Raw genomic sequence first — 21,497 nt, forward strand, 5'->3', positions numbered from 1 at the left:
AAAGCTGCCTAGCCTTGGCCTCAAGCGCTTCTCTTTGCCGAGTTTTATCAGTATCTTCTGGTTTCTTTGACCACGCATAAAAGGCACTGGCACTCACCTGTAATGGTCAACTAAAACCGGACACTTTCCTAGGCAGCTTTCATATAGAATTCCCGCTCAAATTCCAGCGGGGATTGATAGCTTAACTTTGAATGCGAACGCCGACCATTGTAAAACGCCAGATAGCCAATGATACTCTGCTTTGCAGCCTCTTTAGTCCTAACTCTTTCATAGTTCAGTTGCTCGTGTTTCAGGCTCCTGAAGAACCGCTCCGTCGGTGCATTGTCCCAACAGTTGGCCTTCCTGCCCATGCTTTGTTGCATCTTCATGATGCCCAAGTGTCCCCGATATTCGTGGCTTGCATACTGGCTGCCCCGATCAGAATGGTGCAGCAGTCCAGGATCAGGTTTGCGCCGCCAAAACGCCATTCGCAAGGCACTGACACACATCGAAGTCCGCATGTGGCCATCAAACGCCCGGCCTTATAGCGTCCCACAGGGATGCCTTCTTTTTTGAAGGCAGCCGATAAACGACGCGAACCATAGGTTCTCTTGTTCTTTTCAAACAGCTCAAGCGTCCTGGCTTCTAGTTGTGTTTGTTGGTCTTGTCTGGCTGTGCTTATGGGTGTTTAGCCCAAGCATAAAAGGCGCTGGTGCTCACCTGCATGACGCCACGCAGCGCGGTAACGGGGCGGGCCTTCTGTTGCTCCCGAACGAACCCATATTGCATTCGGCTTCCTTGGCTTCGATGCCTGCGGCCTTTTTTAATATTTCGCGCCCCATCCGTAAGCGGTCATTGTCCTTACGTAGTCGCACCAATTCAGCTTGGCCACTAAGGGCCGTAACGGATTTTTGGGTTGTCAAGACGGTTGCCGTACCCCGTTCCGCTCTGACCCAACGCCCAATTGCACTTAAGGATATACCCGCGCTGAAAATCCTGGAAATGTAGCGTTAGCGGAGTGAAGATTTGTAGTCCCCAGAAGCGATAGTGCTGTGTGTTTTCACGAAGCGCTGTTTGCGGCGTGAAAATGCACAGCTTTACGACATCGCGTCGAGTCATTGCGCAACGATGTCCCATACCCCTTGTCGGGTATGGGACGAGGGTAGCAGAGCCTGTCCTGAGCGTAGTCGTAAGGAACGGCTGGGGCAGCCGCAGGCATTGCCGGTCGCGTTAAGTTTTTGCCGCTTGTTTGGACAGGACGTCCTCAAAACAAGCTTTCGCAAAAATAGCGACTCCCCGCCACTCTCATTTTTCACCTCTAATGATATTATAAATCTGCCTTAAAGAAGTGTCCTGCTTTATTAGACCATTACATCCTAAAGTGATTGTGCCGCCGTATCCGAGTTGTAATACCAAGAAAGTAAGTTTTTTGGGTGGTATTTATGAAACTGCTGAGTTTAAGCAAAAACGGTCAGCGTACCTAGCAGAAAAAAACGAAGCGGAAAAACAGGAAAAGCAAACCGTAAATGGTAATGATGTACTAGCTTACTCACCATTAGCGGTTCAATAATGCCCATTTATAGCTTTTGTAGTCGCCTGGATAATTAAGTCTCTTTATCTGGATTGTTGGCAGGAAATTTATGCGTATCATGCTGCCTAAAATAAACCGTGTTGAAATTGATTTTATGTCGCCTTGTTGCGCTTTTCTTAAAACTATTGTACATGGATTTATGTAGGGTATTTAGTCGTTGAAATATGATTTTTTCCACGACTAGTGTTAAGATTGTCGCAATACTGACCAAACACGACTGAACGGATGTCAAGAGACGCACAAAAAACGCCTTATAACCCGCCTGCTTTGGAATTCAAGAGCAGCACATTTTCTGTGCCAGTGTTGGTTATATCAAGCAATGATCTGATTATTATTGAGCAGCAACTTCAGGCAAAAATTCTCTTGGCACCAGAGTTTTTCAAAAACTCTCCGCTGGTTTTGGATGTTCAAGAGCTAAATAAACAAAATATTGAAGTTGATGTTGCTTCAGTCATTGAGGTGGTGCGTAGATTAGGGCTACTGCCTATCGGTATCCGTGGTGGCGACGTGCAGCAGAATGAAAAGGCGATTGCCCTAGGAATCCCACTGCATTCTATACATACCAGTAGCACGACTATTGATTCAAAAAAGCCTAAAACGCCGACACCTGAGCCGGAAACTAAAGACCTGTTACAAACAGGTACAACCGTCATTACCCAGCCTATCCGTTCCGGTCAGCGTGTTTATGCCGCAGGTGACTTAGTTATTATTGCTCAAGTAAGTCCTGGTACAGAGATTTTGGCAGAAGGGAATATTCACGTCTACGGTACTTTGCGGGGACGCGCCTTAGCCGGCGTGCAAGGCAATGCCGATGCACGTATTTTTTGTACTGATCTCCAAGCTGAACTTATTTCAATCGCCGGAAACTACAAAATCAGCGAAGATCTTAATCCAAACATCCGCAACACACCTGTGCAAATCTACTTAGACAAACAGACTTTAGTCATTAAAGAAATTTAATCCATTCCGCTTGAGGGGGAACATCAATTGGCAAGAATCATCGTCGTAACATCAGGTAAAGGGGGCGTAGGCAAAACTACAACTAGCGCCGCTATTGCTATGGGACTTGCAAAAAAAGGTCACAAAACAGCCGTGATCGATTTTGATGTGGGTTTACGTAATCTGGACTTAATCATGGGGTGTGAACGTCGGGTTGTTTACGACTTTATCAATGTCATCAACGGCGAGGCCAGTCTTAATCAGGCGTTGATTAAGGATAAAAATTGTAACATGCTGTACATTCTGGCAGCTTCACAAACCCGCGATAAAGACGCTTTGAGCCAGGAAGGTGTCGGCAAAGTTTTGGAAGAATTATCTAAGGATTTCAAATACATTGTTTGTGATTCGCCTGCCGGTATTGAAAGAGGCGCTCATTTGGCGATGTACTTTGCCGATGATGCTTTTGTGGTGACCAATCCCGAAGTGTCCTCCGTCAGAGACTCAGATCGTATGTTGGGGATATTATCGAGTAAATCTCGCCGCGCTGAAGAAAACAAAGAGCCTATCAAGGAATATCTGTTGTTGACTCGTTATTCGCCTGAACGCGTAAAACTGGGCGAAATGTTAAGTGTTGAAGACGTGCAGGAAATCTTATCGCTGCATCTTTTGGGTGTAATACCGGAATCAAAATCGGTATTGAATGCTTCAAACTCAGGCATACCGGTCATTCTTGATGAGAAAAGCGATGCGGGCCAAGCTTATGCAGATATTGTGGCCCGTTACTTGGGTGAAAATAAACCACATCGGTTTATCGACGATAAAAAAGGTTTTTTTGGAAAGCTTTTTGGAGGTAAGTGATGAGCTTACTGGACTATTTTAAATTATCGAAAACCAGCTCTGCTTCGCTTGCTAAAGAAAGGCTACAAATATTGGTTGCGCATGAAAGGGTTTCTACAGATCAGCCTTCTTATCTGCCGCAGTTACAAAAAGAATTATTGGAAGTGATTCAAAAATACGTTAACGTTGACAAAGATGCTATATCCGTTAGTTTTGAGCAGAACGACCATCAGGAAACGCTGGAATTAAATATCACGCTACCGGAAGATCAAACTAAGCGATTTTAAGTAACCCAAACATTAAGGTAAAGTACATGACTGTAAGCACTGAAACAGGCGTAGTCGCTGGCAAAATCTGGCATTATTTAGACAAGAATGGCGCGTCTAGTGTCACTAAAGTCGCCACAGAAACGGGCTTAAGCAAAAATGATGTTCAACGTGGCATCGGCTGGTTAGCCAAAGAAGGTAAGCTGGTTTGTGAGCTGAAAGGTCGAGTCGAGATGTTGTCGCTAAAATAGTTAAGCGTTTTTGTGTGTAATTCTTTAGCCCACCACTGTTTGTCCTGAGTCCTATCTAATTAAGGTGTTTCTTAGCTTAGTTCCCGATGCCTAACAATGACATTGAGGCTAGGATTTTTAAACTTTTTTGAAAGCGCATCGACTAGATAAACCGAGCGGTGTTGACCGCCGGTACAACCGATGGCTACCGTTAAATAACTGCGCCCTTCGGCTTCAAACCTCGGAATCCAACGTTCCAGAAACCCTGTTATATCTTGGAAAAACTCAGTAACAAGGTCTTGGCTTTTAAGAAAATCGCTAACGGCTTGATCCTTACCCGTTAACCCTCGTAATTCAGGTATCCAATAAGGATTGGGTAGGCCGCGTGCATCAAACACAAAATCAGCATCCAAGGGCACGCCATTTTTGAAACCAAAGGACTGAAATTGCAAAGATATATGCCGTATTTCGCGCTCGCCAATTTGATCTTTAATGAGATCCCTAAGTTGGTGATAATGATTGCGGCTGGTGTCAATTACCACGTTTGCGTGTCGGGCAATGGGTACTAACATTTCTTTTTCAATTTTTAAAGCTTCTTTTAACGGGATATGAAGACCCGAAAGCGGGTGTTTTCGGCGGGTTTCGCTGTAGCGCTTTAGCAGAGTTGATTCCTCCGCCTGCATAAAGATAATTTCGCAATCAATCCCCTTGCTGCGGATCATTTTCAGATTGTCAGAAAAGTCGGCCAAACTTTTGCTTTGATTCCTAGCATCAATGCCTATTGCGGTTTTTGCGTAGGTATTTTTGTCAACCAGCATAACGTGGTTAATAAAATCTTCCAACAACGTCAAAGGCAGATTATCAATGCAGTAATAACCGCAATCTTCTAGTGTTTCTAGCGCAATACTTTTACCAGACCCAGAAAGTCCGCTAACAATGAGTAGCTTCATAGAGTTTTAATGCCGACAACGGTGCAAAGTACGAAAACAGTATACTTTGCACCTTTTTGGGTTGATATTAACGATGACTTCCGACTTTTTCTTTATGTTTGGTGATTTGCCTGTCCAGTTTATCTACCATATCGTCAATGGCTGAATACATATCTTCCTGGTGGTCTTCTGCAAACACAGTTGCCCCGTTAATATGCACGGTGGCTTCGGCTTTTTGAATTAGTTTTTCGACGCTTAATATAACGTGTACATCAGTAACATTATCAAAATGACGCGCTAACTTTTCGAATCTCGAATTGACGTGCGTTCTTAAAGAGTCAGTAATTTCAAGGTGATGTCCTGTGGTTATGACTTGCATGGAATAAACTCCTGTACTGATGGATAATGGTTGATAAGTTAACCTTATAAGGTACGTTTACGTTCGCTGGATGAAGCAATAGACATTGCCTCACGATATTTTGCAATCGTTCTTCTGGCAACGTTGATGCCTTTTTCGTTTAAAAAATCCGCGATTTTACTGTCACTTAATGGCTTGGCCGGATTTTCATTGCCGACTAACTCCTTGATAAAGGCCCTTATGGCCGTGGATGAACACTCACCTCCTTCGTCTGTTGACACATGGCTGGAAAAAAAATATTTGAATTCTACAATCCCATTAGGGGTGTGCATATACTTTTGGGTGGTGACGCGGGAAACGGTTGATTCATGCAGCTCTAACTCTTCAGCTATGGCTTTTAAAACCATCGGTTTCATGGCGATGGAACCCTGCTCAAGAAAAGCCGTTTGTCGAGCTACGATAGCACGGGCAACCCGCAACAGCGTGTCATTGCGTCCATGTAGACTTTTGATGAACCATTTAGCCTCCTGAAAATGCTCTTTCATGCACTGATTATCTTTGCTGTCATCAGATTTTTTTATCAGCGCAGAATATTCAGCATTAATCCGTAATTTGGGGGCGACTTCTGGATTAAGATTAACCTGCCAGATGTTGTTGCGTTTGGTCACATAAACATCGGGTATCACGTATTCCGATTCCGATTGTTGTATCTGCAAACCGGGTTTGGGGTCAAGTGTTCTGATAAGTGCGACGATTTTATCCAATTGTTCCGATGTTGTGGACAATTCCTTCAGAAGTGCCGTTTTGCCATGACTAGCCAATAAATCTAAGTGGTTAGTGACGACAGTCAGTGCTTCTTTTCTGTAAGGGGTTTGCTCAGGTAACTGTGTTAATTGAAGCCTGAGACAATCTTGAAGATCAACTGCGGCGATTCCTGAGGGATCAAAATTTTGCACTCTATGCAACACTGCATTCACCTCATCTTCATCCAAGTCATCAATTTGATCCTGTAAACCTAGATAAATTTCCTCAAGGCTGCTAGTTAAATAACCTTCATCGTTAATGGAATCAATGATTGACAAAGCGATGCTGTGGTCGCGGTCGGTAAAGGGCGTTAATTCGAGTTGCCAGGTTAAATGGTCTAGCAGGGTTGAGACATTGCCGCGTTGCGTTTCAAATTCTACGGTTTCATTGTTAGTGCTGCTACCTGCCTCAAAGTCCTCTTGGTAAACATCATCCCAAGACGAATCAGTGGGTAACTCGTCGGGCATATCGGTCTGAGAGCCTTCACTGGTAGCTGAGTCGGCATTGTCGGATTTTTTTTCCGGTGATGCTTCTAGGAATTGAAAGCTGCTATCTTCCTCGTCCACTTCTAGCATCATATTGGATTCAAGTGCTTGTTGAATTTCTTGCTGTAAATCTAAGGTAGACATTTGCAACAACCGTATTGCTTGCTGCAATTGCGGTGTCATCGATAAATTCTGGCCTAGCTTTAGATTTATTGAATGTTTCATAAACGCATCACATTGCCTTGTGAGTAAGCATCATAACTTGAAGTTATTGCCCAGATAAACCTTACGTACTTCCTCATTCTTCACGATGGAATCCGTATCGCCTTCGGCAATAACCCTGCCTTCGTTAAGTATATACGCACGGCTGCAAATACCTAGTGTTTCCTGAACATTATGTTCGGTAATCAGTATACCAATACCCCGATCTTTGAGGTGTACTATGATGGTTTGTATGTCTTCGACCGAAATTGGATCAACACCGGCGAATGGTTCATCCAGTAAAATAAACTGCGGGTTGGATGCTAATGCTCTAGCAATTTCAACACGCCGCCGTTCACCACCAGACAAGCTTAAGGCCAATTGGTTGCGAATATGGGGGATATGAAATTCTTCCAGCAATTCTTCAATAATCAGTTCCATCTGACCTTCGGTCAAATCGGAACGGATTTGGAGAACCGCCCGTAAATTATCCGCCACGGTGAGTTTACGGAAAACGGAGGGCTCTTGCGGTAAATAACCCACGCCTAATTGCGCCCGTAAGTGCATGGGGTGATGGGTTATATCCATTGAATCCAGTAAAATTTGGCCTTCATCGGCTTGAATCAGTCCGACCATCATATAAAAGCTGGTGGTTTTACCTGCGCCATTAGGCCCCAATAAGCCGACTACTTCACCGGTATTGACATGCAATGAAACCCCATTGACAACATTGCGTTTATTGTAGGTTTTTATGAGATGCTTTGCCGCCAAGGTTGTCATTTTTTATTGGCATCCTCTTTTTGTTTAGGCTTTAATAGAACATGTACGCGCTTGGCATCTGACGATTTATCACCGGCTTTCACTACTGAGCGCTTGCTGTCATATTCTATTAATTTGCTGGCATAAGTGGCATTGCCTTGCCATACGGTCGCTTCTTCAATGAGAACCAGAAGATTTTTTTTGGGGTAAAACTCACCCGTTAACGCTTCCCCCGTTATGTCTTTAGCACCTTCGCTAGGGGTTTGTTTAAACTTTGCCCTATTGCCGGTAAACACCATCTTTTCGGCATCACCATCAACAAAATAAACCACCAGTTTGTCCGAATGGACGACAATGCTGCCTTGAACGGAAACAACATTACCGGTGTAAGTGCTGGTTGCGCTGACATCATCATACGTTGCAGTATTGGAATCAATGGTGATGGGCTGGTCGGAATCGCTCTCCAACGCCAATATTCCCGAACCGTAACAACTAACCAATAGTAGCCAGCCGCCGGTTATTATTATTTTATTTAGCTTCATACTTACCCTTCACTTCCGAAAGCAACTCCAAATGGATAGGTTCCTTAAACGTCAGATTCATTCCTGTACCTGTGGTTATGTTGGGCGGACTGATTAATTCCGCCCACGCTTTTGTTTCTGCATAACTGGTTTCTGGATCAACCATAACACTTGATGTATTTATTATAAGCTGTCTAACGCCCGGCGCTTGCGCTCGATTGACGGTGACTTTACCGTTTAACTGAAGCTTTTTGCCGTCGTTTGACAAAATGCCTGTCTGTGCTGCAACAATCCAAGGCGGCGTGGTTTCGTTAAAAAAGTGCATGACTGGCTTTGTCATGTGGGTTGCCCAGTAATCGACATAATGGGTCATTTCATCGGCCACCAACTTACTCTTTAACTTACCCGTTACGTCCATTTCCCATTGAGTATAGCCTTTACTGAAATAATCGGGACTTGTCGATACTGTTTTTACTGGGTTAGTTTCGATCAATCCAGAATATTCCGCCAGCCACCAACTGAGCGCGGCCATGGCTGCTAGAAACACATAAATGAATCTTTCATTAAGGTGTGTCATTTTAAATAACTATCCAAGACCTTATCAAAAGTTCCTTGCGCCTGCATAATCAAATCGCACACTTCCCGCACCGCGCCTTGCCCACCCGGCAAAGTCGTACACCAATCGGCACGTTCCTTAACAGCAAAGTTAGCATCGCTTACGGCAATAGCAAGACCAACCAGCGTCATGATGGGCAAATCTAGGAGATCATCGCCTACATGTGCAGCTTGTTCTGGTTTTATTCCGGTTTTCTCAAGTAATTCAGCAAATGCACTGCGTTTATTTTCATGGCCTTGATAGACATGTTCAATGCCGAGGCTTTTCATCCGCAACGCGACCGAATTTGAATTCCGCCCTGAAATAACGGCTATATCCACGCCAGTTTGCCGCAACAACTTGATACCATGACCATCACGAGCATGAAAGCACTTGTATTCTGTACCTTCATTGTCGAAAAAAAGCCGCCCGTCAGTCAATACACCATCGACATCCAGGATCAATAATTTCAGCTTTTTGGCTTTTTCCAAAACCAACGCCATCGACTTCTGGTTGCCGTCAATTGCCGCTATCATACAATTCCTGCTCGTATCAAATCGTGCATATTTAATGCACCTACTGCATGTTGTTGGTCGTCAACCACAACTAAGGCGTTGATTTTTTTCTGTTCCATAATCTGCATGGCTTCTGCTGCCAGCGCATCTGGCTTAATAACCGTACAATTTGGGGTCATCACTTCAACGATAAGCGTGTTACGTACATCGAGGTTTCTGCTTAACATCCGGCGTAAATCGCCGTCAGTAAAAATACCAATAAGCCGATTATCACCTTCAACAATCGCCGTCATGCCCAGCTTTTTCTCAGTCATTTCCAGCAATGCTGCACTGATAAGAGCCGATTTATGCACCATCGGCATTGCTTTATCAACGTGCATAATATCGCCAACCCGTAACAACAATTGCTTACCTAAGCTGCCGCCAGGATGGGACATCGCAAAATCATCCTTGGTAAACCCCCGCGCCTCCAGCAACGACACCGCCAACGCATCGCCCATCACCAAGGCAGCAGTGGTGCTGGATGTAGGTGCGAGTCCCAAAGGGCAGGCTTCCTGTGCAACACTGACATTAATATGCGTGGTCGCAAAATTTGCCAGCGTCGATTTTGGGTTGCCGGTCATGGCAATCAAAGGTACTGCCAAGCGTTTAATAATAGGGAGAATTTTGACGATTTCTTCCGTTTCACCGGAGTTTGATAAGGCCAGCACCACATCCTGCTTGGTAATCATGCCCATATCACCGTGACTGGCTTCGCCGGGATGCACAAAAAAAGCCGGTGTTCCCGTACTTGCCAAGGTTGCCGCAATCTTACCGGCAATATGGCCAGATTTGCCCATCCCAATCACCACAACCCGCCCCTTGCAGCCGAACATCAATTTGCAAGCGCTAACAAAGTTATCGTTGATTTGCCCCGCCAATGCAGCAACCGCCTGGGTTTCCACCTCAATAACGGCCAAAGCTAAATCGCGCAGTTTTTGGTCATGCAGCTTAATTTCTAGCATTTTGTCAGAGCAAGTTTTATCACTATGGAATAGGTTCAAAAATCGTTCGCATTATGCCATATTTAAGTCGTTCTTGCCTTACAGGCGAACCAATAGATAGAATCAATACGAAGACTTGATTGATTGCAAAATACACCAAAATGTTACATGCGCCAAAGTAGTGATACCAATCCCAATAAGTTCACATATTATCCCTTCTCCAGTGGGAGAAGGTTAAGATGAGGGGATTCAAATAACAACTTATTGGGATTGGTATGACATTGTTCAAAACTCAGAGTACACCCCCTCTCGAAGAGAGAAGGTTGGGATGAGGGAAATAAAATCAATACGTTACAGTCATCTCCTAGAAGGGGGGGGATTACGTAAAGCCGATGATTTCAGTGATCCAGGAAATTACCTAAAAAGGGTTCTAAGCGGCTAAAAATGATTGTGATCGTGTGGAGATGGGCTGCCCCCGCTGCCCCTCTTACCACTGAGCATGGCATCCGGTGATTCTTTATCTTTATGTCCGTGCCACCTACCTAAGACTGGATTTTTATGCCTTATTCGTACTCCACACGGGTTGAGATTTATTAATCATGGCAGTCGTTGATTGCCCTTCCACAAAAGGCAGTATCTTCACTTCACCTCCTGCATTGATTACACAATCCCCACCTGCAACCTGTTCTGGACGGTAATCACCGCCTTTGACTATCACATCTGGCAACACATTACAGTACAGATTTTCAGGCGTTTCTTCGGAGAACGGCACAACCCAGTCCACGCAAGTTAAGGCTGCCAGAACCGTCATCCGCTCCTGTAACCTATTGATAGGCCTAGATTCGCCTTTGAGCTTTCTGACAGATTCATCAGAATTAACAGCAATACACAAGCGGTCGCCCAGGGCTTTGGCCTGCTCCAGATAGGTCACATGGCCGACATGCAACAAATCAAAGCAGCCATTGGTCATGATGATTTTCTCGCCATTGGCTTTCGCCCTGGCAATGAGGGGGATCAATTCAGCTTCCGAAACTAAGCCATATTGCGAATCCTTGTCGCCATGCATAGCGCGGGTCAGCTCTGCTATGGTTACGGTTGATGTGCCTAATTTGCCGACGACTATACCACCTGCCAAATTGCCCAAATACATGGCATCGTACCAATCCATGCAGATGGCCACACAGGCTGCCAACACAGCGATGACGGTATCCCCAGCGCCAGTTACGTCGAACACGTCTTTGGCTTGCGCGGAAATGGAATGTGCTTGGTCTTTCTGTAACATCGTCATACCCGCTTCACCGCGAGTCACTAACAGGTTTGGAATCTGGTAGGTGTTGATGAGTTCGCGACCTTTTATAACCAAATCTTCTTCATTTTCACAAATCCCCATGACGGCCTGGAATTCAGACCAATTAGGTGTAATAAGGTCGGCTTGGGCATAACGCCGGTAATCTATACCCTTGGGATCGACCAATACCTTTACCGCTAATTGTTTAGCTTGATGTATATGCTGCTGCACATGCGACAAAGTCCCTTTACCGTAATCCGAGAAAACGACAACATCATTTTGGGGCAGGTGTTGGGATAAGCGAGACACCAGTCCACTCTGGGCAAACTCGATGGGCGTTTCTTCAAAATCGACACGAATCAATTGTTGGTGCTGTGCCACGATGCGTAATTTGCAGATACTACGGACAGATTTCTCGACGATTAAATCGCAAACCACCCCCGCAGCTTCAAGTAGCCGCTTAACGATTCGACCTTCTTCGTCATCGCCGACCACGCCTAATAAAGTCACCTTACCGCCAAGTTTGGCGATATTGAGGGCAACATTAGCTGCCCCACCGACACGGTCTTCAATGGTTTTGATTTGCACTACAGGCACAGGTGCTTCGGGCGAGATTCGCGCTGCTTTGCCTGACCAATAGCGGTCAAGCATCACGTCGCCGACTACCAAAGCACGGGCTTTGGAAAAATCAGGCGTTGTTGCCAGCATCAAGTGCCTCCTGACTGAACGCATCTTCAACAACCGCACACCACCAATGCCCAATTAGGATGTGGGCTTCTTGAATCCGTGCGGTTATGTTTGATGGGACTTTGATTGTTATGGATGCCAACTGACTGAGTTCGCTTTCTTCACTTCCAGTCATGCCAACCACAACCATACCCTTCGCTTTTGCCGCTTTTACGGCAGCAATAACATTGCTGCTACGACCAGATGTGGAAATGGCGATCAGGCAATCATTAGCATTGCCCAATGCTTCAACTTGGCGGGAAAAAACCGCATCGAAGTCGAAATCGTTGGCAGAGGCGGTTAATATGGAAGTATCCGTGGTTAAAGCGATAGCGGCTAAGGCCTTACGTTTTTTTTCATAACGGACGACGAATTCCGCCGCGATATGTTGGCAATCAGCCGCGCTGCCGCCATTACCGCAAAGCAAGATTTTTCCACCTTGTTTCAAGGTGTTAATCAACAACGCTCCAACTGCTTCAATTTCATCGTTATTATTTGCGAGCTGTTCCATCACGACTTGGTGCTGGGTAAGTACCGATAAAAATGTCATCACATTAAATTCCTTAGTTTCGAAATGGGCATTTATACCTCTATCTGGGCGACATCCACGTTTTTGTGGGTATGTTCGATATCCTTCTCGAATTGAATATGATGTAACCTGGCATAAGCACCATTTTTTGCTATCAATTCTTTATGGATACCCCTTTCTACAATGCGGCCATGTTCCATGACCAGAATAAGGTCGGCTTTTTCAATGGTCGATAACCTATGGGCAATCACCAACGTCGTCCTGTTGCTCATCACCTTTTGCAGGGCTTTTTGGATGTACCGCTCCGATGCGGTATCCAATGCCGATGTCGCCTCATCAAGAATAAGGATGGGAGCATCTTTAAGCAACGCCCGCGCTAAAGCCAAGCGCTGGCGCTGTCCTCCCGACAACTTCACGCCATTTTCGCCGATTTGCGTGTCCAGCCCATGCTCCAACTTACTGATAAACTCCATGGCATAAGCATCGGTGGCAGCGGCAATAATTTGTGCCCGACTGGCAGACGCTAAAGCACCATAGGCGATATTATTGGCCACCGTATCATTGAACAAGGTGACATTTTGGGTAACCAATGCCAACTGTTTTCTCAAATTTTCCAGTTGGTAGGTATTGATTTCAATACCGTCCAGCAATATTTCGCCGGCTTCATGTACATAAAAACGCGGCACCAAATTCACCAGCGTACTTTTCCCTCCTCCCGAAGCACCAACCAGAGCGATGGTTTGTCCTGGTTCGGCCTTGAAACAAATATCCATCAGCGCGGGCTCTTTTGCCCCGGCATAATTAAAAGACAGATTTTTGAATTCCAACGCACCTTTGGCCTTTTCGACTCGATAGCTGCCCTCATCGGACTCACTCGGCTCATCCAAAATCTCAAATAACGATTGTGCGGCGGCTATGCCCTTCTGGATATCGCTATTGGCATCGCTCAACTGCCTTATCGGGCGCTGCAATAAAAATGCCGCCGTCAGATAAGCGATAAATTCACCGACACTGGCTTGCTTCATAAACATCAGCGCCATATACATCAGGAATGATAAAGCTATGGCGATAATAAATTGCATGATCGGGTTGTGTATCGCAGTTGTGGTGGCGAGTTTTAGCGATTGCCTGCGGTTATATAAACTGCTTTCCAAAAATCGTCGGCGCTCATACTCCTCCCCGCCATAACCGCGCACGATCCTGTGTCCGGCAACCAGTTCCGAGGTGATATGGGTCATGTCGCCAATGGAGTCTTGTAGTCTTTTGCTGATCATTCTGAGCCGTTTACTGACGTATTTGACCAGCAAAACAATAATTGGCGTAATGCCGACAAAAACGAGAGATAACATCCAATTTGAATAGAACAGGTAAATTAACAGACCTAAGACCGTCAAACCTTCTCGCGCAAAAGTACGTACCGCGTCCGTACTTGCTTTGGTCACTTCGCCGACATTATTGGTAATCCTAGAAATCAGGTAACCGCTGTTATTGGCATCGAAAAAGGCAGTCGGCAATTCCGTATACTTGTCGAATATCTCACATCTTAAGTCATGGACGACATTAGTCGACACTTTCGCCAGAAAATAATTACCCAAATAAGTACCGATGCCATGGACGATGATTAAGCCGCTAAAGAACAGCGGCAAGTACACCATTCCTTCCCGCGCTTCGGTTTGCAACGCATCCACAATTTGTTTGATTAATACGGCAAACAGGGATTGGGTGGCAGAATAGATAGAAAAGCCAAAAATGCTGATAGCAAAAAGACCCCAATAGGGCTTTACATAGAACAATAGCCGCTTGTAAATTTGGATGCTTGCCCCTGGTTTTTTTATATTTTTTGAAAATTTCATTTAGGGTAACCTCTGAAAATACTCTCGCCTTTTGAGAGAGGGTGAGGGATGTGGAAAATGCAGGGTACATCCACCCACTTACCTGCATCCATGTAGGCCTCCCAGAGGGAGAGGACGGTTTTTGAATTTTTAGAGATTCCCTTAACTACATTCTTAAGACTTAAGATGATTTTGTAACTCCAATAATTTCATATATTTATAATAGGTGACTTCAGCGGTGGAAATCGAAAGCATTAGCCCTTGCCGACCCTCTATGATTGCTAATTTAATAAAGTAAGTTCGAATGAACATCCAGATAGCTTTTAGGATCGCTTTACTTATGGATGACTGAACGCCTTTCTGTAGGAGCATTTCTGCACCTAATGTCGAATAGCAATTTACTTTATGTAAAACCTCATAAAGATCTACGTAGCTCTCATGAAGAAGGGGCGTAAGCATCCTACCGATTGATCCCTGAACGATAATACGTTCATGGACGAGTGAATCAGTGAATTGACCACAATCGCGACGGAATAGCCTCAGGACATAATCCGGCCACCAGCCACCATGGCGAATTTGCTTGCCACAATAACTTGAAAGACGGGGAATTTCATAACCATTAACGTGTCCCTGCTGAAGGGCTTTTTCAATTTCCGCCCTTAATTCCTGCGTAACGACCTCATCAGCATCAATAGACAACACCCAGTCCCCTTTGGCCTTCTCTAAGGCGCGTTGTTTCTGGATACCAAACCCAGGCCAGTCTGTTTCATAAACATTGTCAGTATATTGGCGACAGATTGCTACTGTGGCATCTTCGCTACCTGAATCAAGGACAATAATTTCATCAGCCCAGGCAACAGATTCTAAGCAGGCAGCGATATTAGGGGCTTCATTTTTGGTTACAATGATGACTGACAGCATAAGATTATTGCCATCTAAAATGATTATTATGCCGACTAACGTGCATTGACATTGCGTAACGCGCCAATTCGTCATCGCGCCACTTTCTTATTTGACGGATTCGAAGCATTTTTTTTAATTTTCTTTCAAGCCAATTTTGCCGTAAAAGCCTCAAGGACAAGCGTCGATCAGGTAGGTCATCGTTCTGTGACAAGCCGCGTTCTTGTTTCATTATTTTTTGCGTTACAGAACCATAATGATGTAACCATGATGCCCCAGTTATCGCACAAGGGATGCTCGCTTTTTCGACTTCACGAAAAAACACGGCATCTTCGTAGCCGCGTAATTTCGGAATAGGCTGAAAATAACCGATATCTTGCCACACCGATTCGTGTATCGCCATGCAAACCGCATGTCGTCCACCTAAGCGCAACGCCATTTGCATTTTAGCGGAGGCTTGATTGACAAAATCGTCAAAATCATAATCCAACTCGCCTTCAACCAGCGCTGGTGAAATAATTTTTAACTGGTTTTGTTCGGCAACGTTAATTAAATTTTCTAACCACAAAGGGGAAGCCAGCACATCATTATTCATAACAATTGTCCATTCGGCTTGTAGAGCCAAAGCACCTTGATTCCATGCCACGCCACAACCTAAATTGGCCTTATTAAAAATAAGCCTTCCTAAAGGTAGTGTGCTTAAATACTCCCGTGTGCCATCGGTTGAGCCGTTATCGACAACGACTAGACGGCTTAAATCTAATCCGTGTTTTATCAGACTATCTACACATTGGCGCGTGTATTCAATTTGATTGTAGCAAGCAAAAGTAACCGCATAGGCTGGTGTATTCATATTTATTTTTATTTAAAGAATGTTTGCCGCCGAAGGGCTGACCAGTTTTTTTATCGCAGGTTAATTTACAGGATATGTAAGTGCTTACCAAGATAAATTGCACCGATTTCATTCAAATGGTTATTGTCCCGATAGAGCATCTTGTCTTCTTTAATAGCCCAGCAATAGTTTTTGTCACACAAAGCAGGCAGGGTATCCCATACTTTCACGGCAGGATAATCATGTAACACCTTAGTCACCATATCGAGATATTTTTTTTGCCGAGCATCAACTTGTGAGCGTGGTATAGCACAAGGTGTTTTGGCAGTAATACCGTTCAATCGCCATGGTCGAGTTACACAAGCCATCGGCTCAAACTCTAATCCTGGAATATCGAGAACAAAAATGATTCTTTTTTGGGCATCAAGGAGGCGTTGCAATGTTTTTCGCATGCCGTTTTGATAAACAAAATAAGGATCATTATTTGTTGCAGCGTTTGCGTTTAGTTTTGCACTTGAAAAATTAAACATTTTTATTTTTGGTACAAAACTTTTTTCGTTAAATTCACTTATGGCTTGACTGGTCAAAATTATGGTTTTGATGGAAGGCGTAGTAATTACCATCTCCAACGTCTGATTAATAAGCTGGCGACACTTTTTATTTGGGTTTAACGGGTTATCAAAAAAAGGGAAACAGCTGGCCCCCCGAGATTAAGCAAATTTCCGCCGGTTAATTCCATGTTTTCTAATAAGCCTGAATACAGATGATTTGCATGGCTGTCACCGATTAACAAGGCTGTAGGCGGTGTCTTTGGGTCTTGTATAAGGCAGAACTCATCATCGGGATATTTGCCGAACGCTATTTTTGCGTATTTATCAATACAGGCTTTACTGGAGAGCCAACCTTTGGCTTTATAAGAACCGTTGCCAATCTCTCCAGCAACAAAGCTAGGGTCGGGTACATAACGGTTTGGATAACCATTCTGCTGTAGAACTAAGTAACCCAAAGAGCCGACAAAGGCTAGGCTCACAAAAAGCCCTATGGAAACAGCCTTAGGCTTTTGAAAACGTAGGTTCTTTTCTACGAAGAAATAAGTACCCCATGCTAAGGCTACGCTAGTTATTAATACAGTTATCTTCAGCAATGCGCTTGGACTTTCCATTTCTGTGATATTGACGAAACTTAACAACACCCAGTGCCACAAATATAGCGGATAACTGATTAAGCCAATAAAGACAGCCAGTTTGCTTGCCAGAATTTTTCTGTTGAACCAGGCTTTTTCACCTGCCAGAATAAGGCAAGCGGCTCCCAATGTTGGGATTAATGCCCACCATGAGGGAAAAAGTATTTTTCTACTATCAAGGAAGATCCATGCAACAAAGATTAACACAAAGCCAAACCATGCCAATCCATTGGCTAGATTGCTATTGTAGCCACTACTAGGTGACAACAAATTCTTTATTTTGACCCTATTTTTAATAGGGTGATGATGGAAAGCAATCAAGCTCCCTACCAATAACTCCCAAGACCGGGTGTAGGGATAAAAAAATACTTCTGTTGGCTTGTCATTGACATTGAGAACATTGAAAGTAAATGATGCAACCAAACATAGCAAAATTGTTAAAAACGGGCTGAAATTGAATCGAAAGGAAAAAATCAAAAGCAATGGAAAAACCAAGTAAAACTGCTCTTCAATACCCAATGACCATAAGTGCAATAACGGTTTTCGTTCTGCGTCGGTGTCAAAATACCCAGATTCACTTTCAAGTACGATATTGGATAAATAAATAGACCCTGCCGCAATATGTTTCCCTAATTGTTGGTATTCATCAGCAAATAGTACATACCAGCCTACGATAAGACAAAATACCAGCACCACGATTAAGGCGGGGAAAATGCGCTTAATCCGTCGACTATAAAACTCTAATAAGCTAAAACTGCCCTGACTTTGTCCCCTAATGATGATACTAGTTATTAAATAGCCTGAAATAACAAAAAAAATATCAACACCAATAAACCCGCCTCTTAAAAATTTAGGAAAGGCATGAAAAACAATTACTAACAGGATTGCCAAGGCGCGCAAGCCATCGATATCTGGGCGATAGGCGAGGTGGGTACGGTGAGTTGAGTTGCGCATGGTTTTTTGTGACAATTCTATTCGATGCTGTGCTTGAAAAAATTTAGTTGTGTCGAACGACCTTTGCTATATCCAACATAATTTGTCGGCCACTCGCAGGCCATGTAACGGCATGCAGTATTGAGTGATTTCTTGTCCTACTCATTGTTTTTATTATGCCTTTCGCTTTATTTTTTGATTTTTTCGCCAACCAATTTTGCTGTAAAAAACAGCGCCACGGCTATTTGTTTTGTAGGGAGTATATGAAAAAACACTGGATTCTAAATTAAATGCCTAGATTTTCAAACCTTTAATGAATGTACGAATTAAATAATCAAGTGCGGACAAGGTGATTTGTTGTATCTGAAAGCGACTTAAATGTGATTTGCGAAAAAATGATCGGGCTTGCCCTGAAACCTGCCAATGCGGTTTCGCATTGGACGAGGCTCATGTTTATCTCTCTGCCGTTCTCTTGTATGATGCCTTCAACTTTTTACTCATTCAACACATCTTATTGCTCCGGCCTTTTAAAGTTTTAAGTCAAGCTAATTGAATGTATTAATACGCATGGCTTTAATTCAGAAATAATTCAAGCTTCACAAGACCGAATCTATAATACTGATAATTATTTTAATTGGCGTGTGTTTCTCAGTAGGACATTGGTGGCTTTTTTTATAAAACAATAGATACTCTTGAACGTGCATGATCTAGGGGCTGTTCTCAATTAGCCGTAACTTATTGAATATAAATAATTTTAATAAAGTTGGTTGTTTTGTAACCAATTGATTTATATTGAAATATACTTTAATTGAGAGCAGCCCCTAGGTCGAAGCAACCTGCCTTTCAAACTTACTAACCGAATAATTGGGCACAAAGCACAGAGCTATCATAACGGCGAACCATCGTCACAAGGATATGATGACACCATACGAGACGTTCAAATCAAACCCAAAAGCCAGTGCGTGTCTCAAAGCAGTTGGTTCTGTTGGATATTTCAGGTATTGGATTTCAGTCATGTAAAATTGAAGCGATTAAGCTCACAGCCAATCTCATAAACCAAACCACTCTGGGAGTAGATTATGTTTCATATTGCTCTCTTTGAACCACAGGTACCTCCCAACACAGGCAATATTATCCGCTTAGTTGCCAACAATGGATGCTGCTTGCACCTGATCGAGCCGATGGCTTTTAATTTGGAAGAAAAAAATCTACGTCGAGCAGGACTTGATTACCACGATCTTGCCAAAATCACACAATATGCCACCTATTTGAATTTCTTGGCTGCAATGCAGGGCAGGAGAATATTCGCATGTACAACAAAGGGTGAGAAGCACTACGATAAAATAAATTACCAACTTGGCGACGTATTTCTTTTCGGCTCTGAAACGTCGGGTTTACCCATTGAACTATTAAACAGCATTGATACTGCTCGACACATTAGGATTCCGATGATGCCTAATAATAGGAGTCTCAACTTATCGAATGCTGCCGCTATCATCAGTTATGAAGCTTGGCGTCAACAAGGGTTTCAAGGTGGAAAATAATGCAAGCCCCTCTTCTAATGTTCCTTATAGATGAGGTGTATTACCAAAAAAAAAGCAATATGGGAATATCTATTAATCGCAATTTAACCGACGCTACTGCGAAGGTGCTGAAAATTTTTGGATTTTTCCAAGAATTCTAGCGTTATGAAGTCGATTCTTGTCGCAAAGCCCTCCTTAGTGAAGGGCTTCCGCCCTTTTATGCCACACTGGGTGCAACTGATGCGTCAACGCATTTCCGGACACAAGGTTAAGCCGCATATTGCTGCGCTTAGTAGTCAACGGGGGGGGGGTAAATATCCATTAGCAGAATGTAAACGCTCCCGGTTATAAAAGACTTCAAATTGAACCTTTGGCGTTTACCGAAGCAATACCTGTTGCCAATTTTTCCTGCCTCGACGTTCACAGTCTATCGGGTAAGCTTAAATTGCCTAAGCCCTGCATATTTTCAAGCAACCAGTTTGTCAGGGTCAGTTTTTGCGGGGTATTGCCTTGTTTTATTTTTAACAGCAGTTGATAAACCAGTTCCAATGTTTGCGGGTCTTCCACCGTATTAATTTCGTCTTTGAGTTGCTCTTTGGTAATCATGTTTTTTCCTTGTCTATGGTGTATTTAAGATTTTTCGCGTCAGCTCGATAGGATGGGCTTTATAAAATTCGGCTACCAACTTAAGACGGGAGAGTTTTAAGGTTAAGCCGTTCGTGGTGAGCTTGTCGAACCATGAATGGCTTAACCTTCCACCCTTCGACAAGCCCCCCACAAAGGGGGCTATGACAGGCGAACGGTCAAGCCTTGCTTGTCTGTCCCACCTTAAGTTGATAGCCAAAAACTTGATAAGCTTCTTCAAGCAATTCACGTTCTAATTCGTGCAATTCTTCTGTATTGGTTATACTGGGTTTATTATGCGGTATATCGATACCCTTTATGTAAATTGAACTACTTTCTAGGAGATACTTGGATACCATATTGTTGCCGTAATTGCTGGACTTTTTGAATGACTTCCGCTGTGCCGGGCTTATAACCTTCTATCGCTGAAAATCCTGGAAATGTAGCGTTAGCGGAGTGAAGATTTTTAGTCCCCAGAAGCGATAGTGCTGTGTGTTTTCACGAAGCGCTGTTTGCGGCGTGAAAATGCACAGCTTTACGACATCGCGTCGAGTCATTGCGCAACGATGTCCCATGCCCCTTGTCGGGTATGGGACGGGGGTAGCAGGACGGCTGGGGCAGCCGCAGGCATTGGCGGTCGCGTTAAGTTTTTGCCGCTTGTTTGGACAGGACATCCTCAAAACAAGCTTTCGCAAAAATAGCGACTCCCCGCTATTATATCTCAATGGCTCTTGTTGCCCCTTGCTGTCTTTTACCGTCTCTTACGGTGTTTTATACGGTACGCAATTGTGCTAATATTACCCCCTTCCCAGCGATTTACTCTCCGTGGCTGTCCTTCTCTCTTTGAGAATCAGCACAACGATGCTACAAAATCTGGATAAGCGTCTAGGGATTTTAATCCTGTTTCACCTTATTTTGGATTAATGAATGCTTACAAATTCGTGAGCCTATTCAAGCAATACAGCATAGACGTTAGCGATTAAAGCATGGATTTGTGTAAATGGACATTATATTCTGAATATCTAAGACAACAAACAGTTGAGAGTGTTTACATAAAGATACATTTTGGCTATAGTAACTTCCTTAATCCAAAGGAGGCGCGGCTATGGCAATCTGTAAACATTGTGGTGTTGAA

Annotated in this window: 22 protein-coding genes and 1 pseudogene; 6 read left to right on the forward strand and 17 right to left on the reverse strand. The window is 43.9% G+C overall.

What is annotated here, in order from left to right; genetic code table 11:
- Window positions 1-128 precede the first annotated feature (128 nt).
- Window positions 129-500, reverse strand: coding sequence for an integrase core domain-containing protein (locus ABL924_RS13285; protein WP_349026322.1), 372 nt, complete (start codon window positions 498-500; stop codon window positions 129-131).
- A 370-nt stretch (window positions 501-870) separates the two neighbouring features.
- Window positions 871-1,098 (reverse strand): hypothetical protein, encoded by a 228-nt coding sequence (locus ABL924_RS13290; RefSeq protein ID WP_349027578.1) that lies wholly within the window; start codon window positions 1,096-1,098, stop codon window positions 871-873.
- 697 nt (window positions 1,099-1,795) lie between these two features.
- Here ABL924_RS13290 and minC point away from each other — a divergent pair.
- The 4 genes from minC to ABL924_RS13310 are packed head-to-tail and all read left to right on the forward strand — an operon-like array spanning window position 1,796 to window position 3,863.
- Entirely contained in the window at window positions 1,796-2,530 is a 735-nt protein-coding gene (gene minC, locus ABL924_RS13295) for a septum site-determining protein MinC (protein ID WP_349027579.1), read from the forward strand.
- 27 nt (window positions 2,531-2,557) lie between these two features.
- On the forward strand, window positions 2,558-3,367 hold the full coding sequence (minD, locus tag ABL924_RS13300) for a septum site-determining protein MinD (protein ID WP_349027580.1): 810 nt from the start codon (window positions 2,558-2,560) through the stop codon (window positions 3,365-3,367).
- Window positions 3,367-3,633: a cell division topological specificity factor MinE gene (gene minE, locus ABL924_RS13305; RefSeq protein ID WP_349027581.1), complete on the forward strand. Its 267-nt coding sequence runs from the start codon at window positions 3,367-3,369 to the stop codon at window positions 3,631-3,633. The genes minD and minE overlap by 1 nt, the downstream gene beginning before the upstream one ends.
- Window positions 3,634-3,659: 26 nt before the next feature.
- On the forward strand, window positions 3,660-3,863 hold the full coding sequence (locus ABL924_RS13310; RefSeq protein WP_349027582.1) for a winged helix-turn-helix domain-containing protein: 204 nt from the start codon (window positions 3,660-3,662) through the stop codon (window positions 3,861-3,863).
- A gap of 71 nt (window positions 3,864-3,934) precedes the next feature.
- Here ABL924_RS13310 and rapZ read toward each other — a convergent pair whose 3' ends face one another.
- The 14 genes and pseudogenes from rapZ to ABL924_RS13380 all read right to left on the reverse strand — a co-directional run bounded on the left by rapZ (window position 3,935) and on the right by ABL924_RS13380 (window position 18,236).
- The gene (gene rapZ, locus ABL924_RS13315) at window positions 3,935-4,792 is read right to left on the reverse strand and encodes an RNase adapter RapZ (protein ID WP_349027583.1); all 858 of its coding nucleotides are present in this window, start codon (window positions 4,790-4,792) and stop codon (window positions 3,935-3,937) included.
- Between the two features lie 67 nt (window positions 4,793-4,859).
- The gene (gene raiA, locus ABL924_RS13320) at window positions 4,860-5,150 is read right to left on the reverse strand and encodes a ribosome-associated translation inhibitor RaiA (protein WP_349027584.1); all 291 of its coding nucleotides are present in this window, start codon (window positions 5,148-5,150) and stop codon (window positions 4,860-4,862) included.
- Between the two features lie 44 nt (window positions 5,151-5,194).
- Complete coding sequence (locus ABL924_RS13325) at window positions 5,195-6,643, reverse strand: RNA polymerase factor sigma-54 (protein WP_349027585.1); 1,449 nt, start codon at window positions 6,641-6,643, stop codon at window positions 5,195-5,197.
- Window positions 6,644-6,673: 30 nt separating this feature from the next.
- A complete protein-coding gene (gene lptB / locus ABL924_RS13330) occupies window positions 6,674-7,399 on the reverse strand; it encodes an LPS export ABC transporter ATP-binding protein (RefSeq protein WP_349027586.1) in 726 nt (241 codons plus the stop codon).
- A complete protein-coding gene (lptA, locus tag ABL924_RS13335) occupies window positions 7,396-7,920 on the reverse strand; it encodes a lipopolysaccharide transport periplasmic protein LptA (RefSeq protein ID WP_349027587.1) in 525 nt (174 codons plus the stop codon). Before lptA ends, lptB begins: the two co-directional genes overlap by 4 nt.
- A complete protein-coding gene (gene lptC, locus ABL924_RS13340; protein WP_349027588.1) occupies window positions 7,907-8,476 on the reverse strand; it encodes an LPS export ABC transporter periplasmic protein LptC in 570 nt (189 codons plus the stop codon). Before lptC ends, lptA begins: the two co-directional genes overlap by 14 nt.
- Window positions 8,473-8,997 carry a 3-deoxy-manno-octulosonate-8-phosphatase KdsC gene (gene kdsC / locus ABL924_RS13345; RefSeq protein ID WP_349027596.1) on the reverse strand — a complete coding sequence of 175 codons (525 nt, stop codon included), beginning with the start codon at window positions 8,995-8,997 and terminating at the stop codon, window positions 8,473-8,475. The genes lptC and kdsC overlap by 4 nt, the downstream gene beginning before the upstream one ends.
- 29 nt (window positions 8,998-9,026) lie before the next feature.
- Entirely contained in the window at window positions 9,027-10,004 is a 978-nt protein-coding gene (locus ABL924_RS13350) for a KpsF/GutQ family sugar-phosphate isomerase (RefSeq protein WP_349027597.1), read from the reverse strand.
- A gap of 544 nt (window positions 10,005-10,548) precedes the next feature.
- Window positions 10,549-11,988: a bifunctional D-glycero-beta-D-manno-heptose-7-phosphate kinase/D-glycero-beta-D-manno-heptose 1-phosphate adenylyltransferase HldE gene (gene hldE / locus ABL924_RS13355; RefSeq protein ID WP_349027589.1), complete on the reverse strand. Its 1,440-nt coding sequence runs from the start codon at window positions 11,986-11,988 to the stop codon at window positions 10,549-10,551.
- Window positions 11,969-12,556, reverse strand: a complete 588-nt coding sequence (locus ABL924_RS13360; protein ID WP_349027598.1) for an SIS domain-containing protein — start codon at window positions 12,554-12,556, stop codon at window positions 11,969-11,971. The genes hldE and ABL924_RS13360 overlap by 20 nt, the downstream gene beginning before the upstream one ends.
- A gap of 32 nt (window positions 12,557-12,588) precedes the next feature.
- The gene (gene msbA / locus ABL924_RS13365; RefSeq protein ID WP_349027590.1) at window positions 12,589-14,388 is read right to left on the reverse strand and encodes a lipid A export permease/ATP-binding protein MsbA; all 1,800 of its coding nucleotides are present in this window, start codon (window positions 14,386-14,388) and stop codon (window positions 12,589-12,591) included.
- Window positions 14,389-14,541: 153 nt separating this feature from the next.
- On the reverse strand, window positions 14,542-15,288 hold the full coding sequence (locus ABL924_RS13370) for a glycosyltransferase family 2 protein (RefSeq protein ID WP_349027591.1): 747 nt from the start codon (window positions 15,286-15,288) through the stop codon (window positions 14,542-14,544).
- Window positions 15,289-15,292: 4 nt separating this feature from the next.
- Entirely contained in the window at window positions 15,293-16,120 is an 828-nt protein-coding gene (locus ABL924_RS13375) for a glycosyltransferase (RefSeq protein WP_349027592.1), read from the reverse strand.
- 65 nt (window positions 16,121-16,185) lie between these two features.
- Window positions 16,186-18,236: pseudogene (locus tag ABL924_RS13380) on the reverse strand (acyltransferase family protein).
- Between the two features lie 1,058 nt (window positions 18,237-19,294).
- Between ABL924_RS13380 and ABL924_RS13385 the strand changes: the two are divergent.
- The gene (locus ABL924_RS13385; RefSeq protein WP_349027593.1) at window positions 19,295-19,759 is read left to right on the forward strand and encodes a tRNA (cytidine(34)-2'-O)-methyltransferase; all 465 of its coding nucleotides are present in this window, start codon (window positions 19,295-19,297) and stop codon (window positions 19,757-19,759) included.
- 399 nt (window positions 19,760-20,158) lie between these two features.
- Here ABL924_RS13385 and ABL924_RS13390 read toward each other — a convergent pair whose 3' ends face one another.
- Window positions 20,159-20,344, reverse strand: a complete 186-nt coding sequence (locus ABL924_RS13390) for a hypothetical protein (protein ID WP_349027594.1) — start codon at window positions 20,342-20,344, stop codon at window positions 20,159-20,161.
- Between the two features lie 591 nt (window positions 20,345-20,935).
- On the opposite strand from ABL924_RS13390, the gene ABL924_RS13395 reads away from it, so the two are divergent.
- Complete coding sequence (locus tag ABL924_RS13395) at window positions 20,936-21,157, forward strand: hypothetical protein (protein ID WP_349027595.1); 222 nt, start codon at window positions 20,936-20,938, stop codon at window positions 21,155-21,157.
- Window positions 21,158-21,497 lie beyond the last annotated feature (340 nt).

Source organism: Methyloglobulus sp., assembly GCF_040079455.1.
GTDB lineage: Bacteria > Pseudomonadota > Gammaproteobacteria > Methylococcales > Methylomonadaceae > Methyloglobulus.

Bases quoted from the DNA above. Each gene is read 5' to 3' on its own strand.
- ABL924_RS13285 (WP_349026322.1), bottom strand. From the start codon at position 500: ATGCGGACTTCGATGTGTGTCAGTGCCTTGCGAATGGCGTTTTGGCGG.
- ABL924_RS13290 (WP_349027578.1), bottom strand. From the start codon at position 1,098: ATGACTCGACGCGATGTCGTAAAGCTGTGCATTTTCACGCCGCAAACA.
- minC (WP_349027579.1), top strand. From the start codon at position 1,796: ATGTCAAGAGACGCACAAAAAACGCCTTATAACCCGCCTGCTTTGGAA.
- minE (WP_349027581.1), top strand. From the start codon at position 3,367: ATGAGCTTACTGGACTATTTTAAATTATCGAAAACCAGCTCTGCTTCG.
- ABL924_RS13310 (WP_349027582.1), top strand. From the start codon at position 3,660: ATGACTGTAAGCACTGAAACAGGCGTAGTCGCTGGCAAAATCTGGCAT.
- rapZ (WP_349027583.1), bottom strand. From the start codon at position 4,792: ATGAAGCTACTCATTGTTAGCGGACTTTCTGGGTCTGGTAAAAGTATT.
- raiA (WP_349027584.1), bottom strand. From the start codon at position 5,150: ATGCAAGTCATAACCACAGGACATCACCTTGAAATTACTGACTCTTTA.
- ABL924_RS13325 (WP_349027585.1), bottom strand. From the start codon at position 6,643: ATGAAACATTCAATAAATCTAAAGCTAGGCCAGAATTTATCGATGACA.
- lptB (WP_349027586.1), bottom strand. From the start codon at position 7,399: ATGACAACCTTGGCGGCAAAGCATCTCATAAAAACCTACAATAAACGC.
- lptA (WP_349027587.1), bottom strand. From the start codon at position 7,920: ATGAAGCTAAATAAAATAATAATAACCGGCGGCTGGCTACTATTGGTT.
- lptC (WP_349027588.1), bottom strand. From the start codon at position 8,476: ATGACACACCTTAATGAAAGATTCATTTATGTGTTTCTAGCAGCCATG.
- kdsC (WP_349027596.1), bottom strand. From the start codon at position 8,997: ATGGCGTTGGTTTTGGAAAAAGCCAAAAAGCTGAAATTATTGATCCTG.
- hldE (WP_349027589.1), bottom strand. From the start codon at position 11,988: ATGCTGGCAACAACGCCTGATTTTTCCAAAGCCCGTGCTTTGGTAGTC.
- ABL924_RS13360 (WP_349027598.1), bottom strand. From the start codon at position 12,556: ATGACATTTTTATCGGTACTTACCCAGCACCAAGTCGTGATGGAACAG.
- msbA (WP_349027590.1), bottom strand. From the start codon at position 14,388: ATGAAATTTTCAAAAAATATAAAAAAACCAGGGGCAAGCATCCAAATT.
- ABL924_RS13370 (WP_349027591.1), bottom strand. From the start codon at position 15,288: ATGCTGTCAGTCATCATTGTAACCAAAAATGAAGCCCCTAATATCGCT.
- ABL924_RS13375 (WP_349027592.1), bottom strand. From the start codon at position 16,120: ATGAATACACCAGCCTATGCGGTTACTTTTGCTTGCTACAATCAAATT.
- ABL924_RS13385 (WP_349027593.1), top strand. From the start codon at position 19,295: ATGTTTCATATTGCTCTCTTTGAACCACAGGTACCTCCCAACACAGGC.
- ABL924_RS13390 (WP_349027594.1), bottom strand. From the start codon at position 20,344: ATGATTACCAAAGAGCAACTCAAAGACGAAATTAATACGGTGGAAGAC.
- ABL924_RS13395 (WP_349027595.1), top strand. From the start codon at position 20,936: ATGCCCCTTGTCGGGTATGGGACGGGGGTAGCAGGACGGCTGGGGCAG.